The following is an 8,458-nucleotide window of genomic DNA, read 5'->3' on the forward strand; positions in this document are numbered from 1 at the left end:
AGGAACCGGGAATGTGCGGGTGCACCGTGAGGGATGAGAGAGGGTGTGGCGCGAGACTGCACCATGGCCGGAGGCCCCCGATCGTCCGAGGAGAATCACCGATGAGCAGTCTGCAGGAGACAGCGGCATCACATCAGCCGGAGCTCTCGTACGCGAGCGGGGCCGCCGAGCTGCCCCTGCTCGGCCGTACGATCGGCGCCGATCTCGCCCGTACCATCGCGCGCTTCGGTGACCGCGAGGCGCTGGTCGAGGTGGCGAGCGGCCGCCGCTGGACGTACGCCGAACTGGGGCGCGCGGTGGACGAGGTGGCGCTCGGCCTGCTCGCCAAGGGGGTCGGCAAGGGGGACCGGGTCGGTATCTGGTCCCCGAACTGCGCCGAGTGGGTCCTGGTCCAGTACGCCACGGCCAAGGTCGGCGCCATTCTGGTGAACGTCAACCCGGCTTATCGCGTCCATGAGTTGGCGTATGTCCTGCGGCAGGCGGGTATCGGCGTCCTGGTCTCCGCGGTCCAGCACAGGACGAGTGACTACCGGCGGATGATCGAGCAGGTACGGGCCGACTGCCCGGCGCTGCGCGACGTCATCTATATCGGCGACCCGACGTCCTGGGGCGGCCTGCTGGCCACCGGCGCCGCCGTCCCGGCCGCCCGGCTCGCCGAATGCGCGCAGACCCTGACCGCCGACGACCCGGTCAACATCCAGTACACCTCCGGCACCACCGGCTTCCCCAAGGGCGCCACCCTCTCCCACCACAACATCCTCAACAACGGCTACTGGGTGGGCGAAACGATCGGCTACACCGAACACGACCGGGTGTGTCTCCCCGTCCCCTTCTACCACTGCTTCGGCATGGTCATGGGCAACCTGGGCGCCACCTCGCACGGCGCCTGCATCGTCATCCCGGCCCCCGCCTTCGACGCCGCCGCCACCCTCCAGGCCGTCCAGGACGAACGCTGCACCTCTCTCTACGGCGTCCCCACTATGTTCATCGCCGAGCTCAACCACCCCGACTTCGCCACCTACGACCTGTCCTCGCTGCGTACCGGGATCATGGCGGGCTCGCCCTGCCCGGAGGAGGTGATGAAACGGGTCGTCGCGGAGATGCACATGGCCGAGGTCTCCATCTGTTACGGCATGACCGAGACCTCCCCGGTCTCCACCCAGACCCGCCGCGACGACGACCTCGGGCACCGCACCGCGACCGTCGGCCGGGTGCTGCCGCACATCGAGGTCAAGGTCGTCGATCCGGCGAGCGGGGTGACCGTGCCGCGGGGCACGCCGGGCGAGCTGTGCACCCGCGGCTACAGCGTGATGCTCGGCTACTGGGAGGAACCCGAGCGCACCGCCGAGGTCATCGATGCGGCCCGCTGGATGCACACCGGCGATCTCGCGGTGATGAACGACGACGGGTACGTACGGATCGTCGGCCGGATCAAGGACATGATCATCAGGGGCGGCGAGAACGTCTACCCCCGCGAGATCGAGGAGTTCCTCTACTCCCATCCCAAAATCGCCGACGTACAGGTCGTCGGCGTCCCGGACGAGAAGTACGGCGAGGAGATCGCCGCCTGCGTCATCCTCCGCGACCCCGAAGACCCGCTCACCCGCGATGAGCTGGCCCGCTACTGCCGCACCCGGCTCGCGCACTACAAGGTGCCGCGCCATCTCGAGATCGTCGAGGCGTTCCCGATGACCGTCAGCGGGAAGGTCCGCAAGGTGGAGCTGCGGGAGCGGCTGGCGAAGGGGCCGGGGGCGGTGCGGTAGCAGGACGGCAGAGTTCCGCGGGGGCGCCGTTGCCGGGGATGTCCTCGTCCAGGAGCCGGGCCCAGGCCGGGCGCCAGTGGGGCGCGCGGGATGCCATCTCGCGTGCCAGGGTCTCCGGCCGGGCCTGGTAGCCGCCGTAGCGGGCACGCCACCAGCCGGGCAGGTGGTCATGGGCCCGGTCGACGGTGACGGGGTCGCTGTCGGCGGGGTCGGCGGGGTCGGCGCCGGCGGTGATCTGCACCCGCAGGTACATCCAGCGACCGGCCGCGGTGTCGGCATCCGCGTCGGTCCGCCGCAGATCACCGAGCAGGCCGCACACCTCGTCGCCGAGCCGTTTGCCCCGCTCGTCGTGGAAGCCGTCGGCGCGGGACAGGTTGCCGGGGTCGGCACCGTCGACGAAGCTCGCAGCGAGCAGACAACACCCGTCGTTCCAGGGGAGGTTGGCGCGCATCCATGCCGTCAGCCGCTCCAGGGCGGGGCTCGCGGCGGGCGCCGGGCGCGGCAGTTCCGCGGTCGCGCGCAGGGCGACGGCGAGCACTCCCGCATACTGCTCCGGCAGATCGCACGGCACCCGCCGGCCCGGCGGCTCCCCGTGGCCGGCCGGCAGCTGCGGCCGGCGGACGGTGCGCGCGGCGGCCGCCCGCGCCTCCGGTGTCCCCTTGCGCGCCAGTTCCGCCGCATCGACGCCGTCCTCCTCCAGCGCCTCGAGAACGGCCCGCACCTCGCCGTCGCCGTCCGGGACCATGCTGCCGATGCCGTCGTCCGGCACCTCGTCGGAATACGGGGCACGTCCCCACGCCCCGTCCGCCCACCAGTAGACGAAGCCGAGGGACTCCTCGCCGTGGACGAGGGCGGTCAGCCACTCCCAGGGCAGCCACGCCGGTCCGTCGGCCAGCAGATCGACGGGCGGGTCCTGCGCGATGGTCTCGCTGTAGTCGTTGTCGATCCCGTAGAGCACCGCGCGTCCGCCCTCGACCCAGGTCAGCGACCACCAGCCGTTGCCGACGTCCGCGGAGTGCAGACCGGCGTCGTCCACCTGGTAGTTGTGCACCGGGAGTCTTTGCCCGGCGGACCAGGCGGCGAGGGTGGCGCCATGGGACCACAGCACCTCGGGTGGCGGCGGCGCCGCGTTCGGTACGTATCCCAGGGCGACCGGGTCCGGGGCCGCGCCGTTCGCCCCGCGTACGGCCGCGAGCAGGGCGGGGAGCTGGGGCGGCCAGAGCGGGTCGGGGGAGTCGGCCAGTTCGGCGGGGGTCCACCAGCGGCCGTGCAGGATCTTGTCGTCGGCGTGCGCGGCGGCCAGGCCGTCGGCCGGCTCCTGGTGCTGCCCGTGCGCGAGGTGGATGTGCTCGTGCTGGCGTACGCGGACGCCGGTGGGGAGGGTGAAGTCGTGTTCCCAGGTGCACAGCAGCGGGCCCGGCTCCAGGTCGGTCCAGCCGGTTTCCTCGCGGAGTTCGCGCCGGGCGCCCTCGCGCGGGGACTCGCCGTGGTCCAGTCCTCCGCCGGGCAGTGCCCAGTGGACGCCGACCTCTTCGTTGTCGTACCGGAAGAGAAAGACCGAACCGTCGGGATCGAGCACGGCAACGCGCGCCGCCTGGCGGGATATTCGCATGCGGGCAGCCTAGGGCCTGTCCGCGCTGACCTGGCTTGTTTCCTTCGCACACGCACCCTATGGGGAGCGCGCCCCGTAGGGTGCGGTCGGCGCGATCATGACAGAATTCAGGCCAGGGGCAGGCCTCTTCGCGCCAGAAATGCCCCATCCCCCCATGTCCCATCCCCCCACCACCAGGAGAACGGAACTCCATGACACGTATTGCTCGTTGGGCGACCGCAGCGGCTGCCGTGGTTGCTTCTCTGGGGGCCTTCGCCGCCCCCGCCTCCGCCGTCGGCCCCGACCAGTACGGTGGCTACGACACCGAGGTGTTCACCGCCGGCTGCCAGAGCGCCGCCGGGCGCGCACCGGACGCTCACCAGCCCCGGGACCTGCTGGCGATCGACGCCGACAACGCCGCCGCCTTCTACCGCTGCAACCCGTCCACCGACGGCGCGGCGGTCCAGCAGGAGCGCGTGAACTGCGCTCCCGGCGCCTACTTCGACTGGACGCGCGGTCTGTGCGGCCCGGCCGCCAAGGTCCCCGAGATGGGCACCCGGCTGACCGCGGGCCGCGCCCGGCTGTCCCCGCAGTCCCTTACGGCGGCAAAGCTCACCGGCCTGAACGCCACCCTGGTCCGGGACCGCAACGACGGCCCGCAGGACGCCATCTGGAACGCGACCGTCACCTTCAAGGACCGCGCGGGCAAGGTGCTGTGCGTGGCCAGGACCAACACCGCCGGCCGCGCCTCCTGCGACGCGGCGCGGCCGGTGTCCACCACCGCTGCGGTGCTGGGCGGCTACACCGCCGAGTACGCCGGCAACGGCAGTGTGAACGGCAAGCTCAACACGCTCGCCCCCGTCACCGCGCGGGGCGGCGTGCGCTAGGTCCCTACCCAGGGCCCCGACCGGTCGGGGGAAGGCGGCGATTGCTCGCCGCTTTCCCCCTCGCACGGCGCGACGCCCTCGACCGGCGCCGCGGCCGCACGCGCGAGGGAGTCAGCGCTTGCCCTCCCCCGGCCAGTCCAGGAGGAGCCGCTGGGCGCGCGGCAGGGAGGCGACGATCAGGTCGTAGGAGTCCTCGATCATGTCGAGGACCAGCCGGTCGGGGAGGCCGCCGGCCAGGGAAACGGTGTTCCAGTGGCGCTTGTTGAGGTGATAGCCGGGCACCACCTCCGGGTGTGCCGCGCGCAGCCGCTCGGCCAGTTCCGGGTCGCACTTGAGGCTTACGGTGAGCGGGGAGGCCTCCAGCGTCGTCAGCGCAAAGATCTTGCCGCCGACCTTGAAGGTCGCCACGTCCGGGTGACGGGGGAACGGGAATTCCTCGGTCGCGCCGTTGAGGCCCAGACAGACGGTCCGGAGCGCGTTCGCGTCGATCATCTATGCAGTATCTCCCGCACCCGCCTTCGTCCGGCCCCCGGCCGAGGCCCGACTACTCGCCACACCGGGGCCGCGCGCCGCCAGGGCGCCGCATACACACCCGCGGCCAGCGGTCCAGGCCCCGCCGCGCCTCGTTGGCGCGGATCTCCCGCAGGCCGGGGGTGAGTTCGTCGTCGGCGAGCACCCGGAACCCGAGCCGCTCGTAGTACGGCGCGTTCCACGGCACCTCGGCGAAGGTGGTCAGGGTCACCGCCGTGCCGCGCCAGTCGTCCTCGGCCCGGTCGATCAGCGCCCGCCCGACGCCGCGGCGGGCATGGTCCGGATGCACCGAGACCTGCTCGATGTGCACACAGTCGTCGACCGGCTCCCAGACCAGATAGCCGATCGGCGGCGCCGGCCTGCCGTTGCGTCCCGGTTCCCCGTACGCGGCCAGCAGCCGCCGCGCTCCTTGGTACTGCATCAGGTCCATGAGGCTCGGGGGTTCGTCGTCCGCTACCTCCGCCATACCGAGCGGGCGGAACGCCTCCCCGGCGGCCCGCTCGATGTCGCGGAGGAGGAAGAGTTCGGACACATCCGGGATGTCGATGTTCACCCGGCCAGTGTCACCGAAGGCGCCGCGCCCGGCGAAGGGATTTCGGCGGCGGAGGACGACGCCGGGCAGCGGGTGGTGATCTTCCACGCCGCGCCCGGCTCGCCCTCGGCCGACGCCCTCCGGCGGCCGGTGGCCGGTGTCAGCGTCCCGTGGCGCCGTACTTGATCAGCTCGTCGGCGGGATCGTTGACCGGCTGCGGGGTGCCGGTGAGGTCCATGACGAACAGCGGGAGGTGCAGTTCGTCGGCGCGGGCGCGGGCGTCGCGGGCGTAGCCGGCCAGGGAGAAGAAGACGGCTATGGCCGAGTCGTTGAGGCCGTTGAGCCAGACGCATTCGATCTCGCGGAGCTTGGTGGACCGGGTCGTCGGGTCGACCTGGGCCACCACACCGGTGCCCCGCAGGTCCACGCCGGCGGCGGTGCGTTCCTGGGCGCGCGAGACGTCCGTGAAGCCCAGCCATTTGAGGTACTGCGCGGCGGCGGTGACGCAGTCGCGGGCCGTACGGATGGTGACGGGGCGGAACGCGGGCCGCAGCACGGCGGGGCGGGCGCCAGGCGGGGCCGTCGAACGGGCGGCGGGTGTGCCGGCGTCCGGGAGTGTGAGGGAGGACGGGGACGGGCCGGGCGCGGGGACCACGGGCACCCGGACGACCGTGCCGCAGGCACACCCCGACTCCGGCGCCGGCCACTCGTCCAGCCGTCCGCAGACCTCGCAGCGGACCTCCACCCAGGAGGCCTGCCAGGTGCGGTGGAGTATCTCCACGGGGACCCCGCCGCGCAGTACGGGCATCGTCAGCGGCGCGCCGCAGGCGCACGGGAAGGTGGGCGGGGTGAAGGCATTCTCGCGGCGGCACGTAGGGCACCGCACCGGCACGCTGTCGGCCATTTGGGCTCCTGGCACTTCGGGCGGGGCGGCAGCCAGGACGGTGCTGTCGCCGTCGTCCCCAGGGTATTTTCCCGATGCTCCGAAAGGGGCCGGTTCGGGGCGGACAGCAACCTTCGGGTGGGAGACCCCCGCCTTCAGGGGCCTGTGAGGAACGCACGAAGGGCCCGGAATCCGTGACCGTACGGATTCCGGGCCCTTCGTGGGTGGTTCCCGTCCGGTGATACGAGATTGGGCGCGACAGGACATCGCACCACCGGACGGAGTCTGGGGCCCACAGGACGGAGGCTGTGGGCGGGAGGCAGGAGGCGGGCTCCGCGGCCGGGGAGCGGCTCGCCCTTCCCTATCGGGCGAGCACTGCCACCGCACTGGTAATTCCCCGGGTGCCGCGGAGCACCGCGCTACCTCTCCGTACCGGTCGACCACCCCTCAACGGGCCGACCGGTACGGATGCGCAAGGAGACTGACCTCCCGTCAGTCCTCGCGCAGCTCGCGGACCTTGGCCTCGACACGCTTGCCGTAGTCCTGGTCGGCGGCGTGGAAGTGGGCGAGGTTCTTCTCGATCACATCGTCGCGGCCGACCTGGGAGAGACCACCGGCGATGTTGTCCACCAGGCGCTTCTTCTCGTCCTCGGACATCAGGCGGTAGAGCTCACCGGCCTGGAAGAAGTCGTCGTCCTTGGTGTGCGCCGGGGCCTCGTGGGTGCCGGTGTAGCCCGAGATGGCGAGCGGGGCGGAGAGCGCCTCGTTCGTCTGCGCCGGGCCGTCGTAGGAGTTCGGCTCGTAGTTCTTGGCGTGCCGGTCGTAACCGTTGGCCGCCATGAGGCCGTCCCGGCCGTAGTTGTTGGCCTGGGTCGCCTTGGGGGCGTTCACCGGCAGCTGGGTGTGGTTGACGCCCAGGCGGTAGCGGTGCGCGTCGGCGTAGGCGAACAGCCGGCCCTGGAGCATCTTGTCCGGGGACGGGCCGATGCCGGGCACGAAGTTGTTCGGCGAGAAGGCCGACTGCTCGACCTCGGCGAAGACGTTGTCCGGGTTACGGTCCAGGACCAGGCGGCCGACCCGCTGCAGCGGGTAGTCGCTGTGCGGCCACACCTTGGTCAGGTCGAACGGGTTGAAGCGGTAGTTCGCCGCCTCGGCCGCCGGCATGATCTGCACGTACAGGGTCCAGGAGGGGTACACGCCCCGCTCGATGGACTGCAGCAGGTCGGTCTGGTGGCTGTTGGGGTCCTTGCCCGCCAGCTCGGCGCCCTGCTCGCTGCTCAGGGAGCGGATGCCCTGGTTCGTCTTGAAGTGGTACTTGACGAAGAAGGCCTCGCCCTGGGCGTTCGTCCACTGGTAGGTGTGCGAGCCGTAGCCGTTCATGTGGCGGTAGGAGGCCGGGATGCCGCGGTCGCCCATGAGCCAGGTGATCTGGTGGGTGGCCTCGGGGGCGTGCGCCCAGAAGTCCCAGACGTTGTCCGGCTCCTGCTTGCCCGTGAAGGGGTCGCGCTTCTGGGAGTGGATGAAGTCGGGGAACTTGATCGGGTCCTTAATGAAGAACACCGGGGTGTTGTTGCCGACGAGGTCGTAGTTGCCCTCTTCGGTGTAGAACTTCAGGGCGAAGCCGCGCGGGTCGCGGGCCGCGTCCGGGCCGCCCAGGTTGTCGGCGACGGTCGAGAAGCGGATGAAGGTCTCGGTCCGCTTGCCGACGGTGTTCAGGAAGTCGGCGCGGGTGAAACCAGTGACGTCGTCGGTCACCTCGAAGTAGCCGTATGCGCCGGAGCCACGGGCGTGCACGACGCGCTCCGGGATGCGCTCGCGGTTGAAGCGCGCGAGCTTCTCCAGCAGGTGCTGGTCCTGGAGGACGATCGGGCCGCCGACGCCGGCGGTGGCGGAGTTCTGGTTGTCGGCGACCGGGGCGCCGGACTCGGTCGTCAGCGTGGGCTTCGACATGGTGACCTTCCGTACGAGAGCGCGGAATTGTCTTCCGCATGTCGGAGCGTAAGAACTGCTCCGACCAAACGTCAACAGTTTGTTGAAATAAAGCGGGGGGTGTTGCGGGGGGTGGTGCGTGGGGTGTTCCGGGAGACGGCCGCGCCTGGGCGCGACAGGACAGGTGTCAGCGCGGCCGCCGCCCGGAAACTTGGGGTCCGGGACCTGGGAAATCCAGATCCCGAAGGGTGTCAGCCTTCGATGGTGTGGCCGGAGAGGCGCTCGACGCCGCGCAGGAGGGCGGAGTGGTCGAGGCTGCCGTCGCCCTGGGCGCGCAGGGAG

Annotated in this window: 7 protein-coding genes; 2 read left to right on the forward strand and 5 right to left on the reverse strand. The window is 71.2% G+C overall.

Annotated elements, in window-relative coordinates; all coding sequences use genetic code 11:
* Positions 1-101: 101 nt before the first annotated feature.
* On the forward strand, positions 102-1,763 hold the full coding sequence (locus AB0D04_RS20320; protein WP_362704987.1) for an AMP-binding protein: 1,662 nt from the start codon (positions 102-104) through the stop codon (positions 1,761-1,763).
* On the opposite strand, the gene AB0D04_RS20325 is transcribed toward AB0D04_RS20320, so the two are convergent.
* Entirely contained in the window at positions 1,696-3,375 is a 1,680-nt protein-coding gene (locus tag AB0D04_RS20325) for an NUDIX domain-containing protein (protein ID WP_362704989.1), read from the reverse strand. The two genes, AB0D04_RS20320 and AB0D04_RS20325, sit on opposite strands and share 68 nt — an antisense overlap.
* Before the next feature lie 191 nt (positions 3,376-3,566).
* Between AB0D04_RS20325 and AB0D04_RS20330 the strand changes: the two genes are divergently transcribed.
* Positions 3,567-4,241, forward strand: a complete 675-nt coding sequence (locus AB0D04_RS20330; RefSeq protein ID WP_362704991.1) for a hypothetical protein — start codon at positions 3,567-3,569, stop codon at positions 4,239-4,241.
* 111 nt (positions 4,242-4,352) lie between these two features.
* On the opposite strand, the gene AB0D04_RS20335 is transcribed toward AB0D04_RS20330, so the two are convergent.
* The 4 genes from AB0D04_RS20335 to AB0D04_RS20350 all read right to left on the reverse strand — a co-directional run bounded on the left by AB0D04_RS20335 (position 4,353) and on the right by AB0D04_RS20350 (position 8,137).
* Positions 4,353-4,733 carry an MmcQ/YjbR family DNA-binding protein gene (locus tag AB0D04_RS20335; RefSeq protein ID WP_362704992.1) on the reverse strand — a complete coding sequence of 127 codons (381 nt, stop codon included), beginning with the start codon at positions 4,731-4,733 and terminating at the stop codon, positions 4,353-4,355.
* Positions 4,734-4,785: 52 nt separating this feature from the next.
* On the reverse strand, positions 4,786-5,325 hold the full coding sequence (locus tag AB0D04_RS20340; protein WP_362704994.1) for a GNAT family N-acetyltransferase: 540 nt from the start codon (positions 5,323-5,325) through the stop codon (positions 4,786-4,788).
* Positions 5,326-5,464: 139 nt separating this feature from the next.
* A complete protein-coding gene (locus tag AB0D04_RS20345; protein ID WP_362704996.1) occupies positions 5,465-6,208 on the reverse strand; it encodes a hypothetical protein in 744 nt (247 codons plus the stop codon).
* Positions 6,209-6,679: 471 nt separating this feature from the next.
* Positions 6,680-8,137 carry a catalase gene (locus AB0D04_RS20350; protein ID WP_362704999.1) on the reverse strand — a complete coding sequence of 486 codons (1,458 nt, stop codon included), beginning with the start codon at positions 8,135-8,137 and terminating at the stop codon, positions 6,680-6,682.
* Positions 8,138-8,458 lie beyond the last annotated feature (321 nt).

Source organism: Streptomyces sp. NPDC048483, from assembly GCF_040651455.1.
GTDB lineage: Bacteria > Actinomycetota > Actinomycetes > Streptomycetales > Streptomycetaceae > Streptomyces.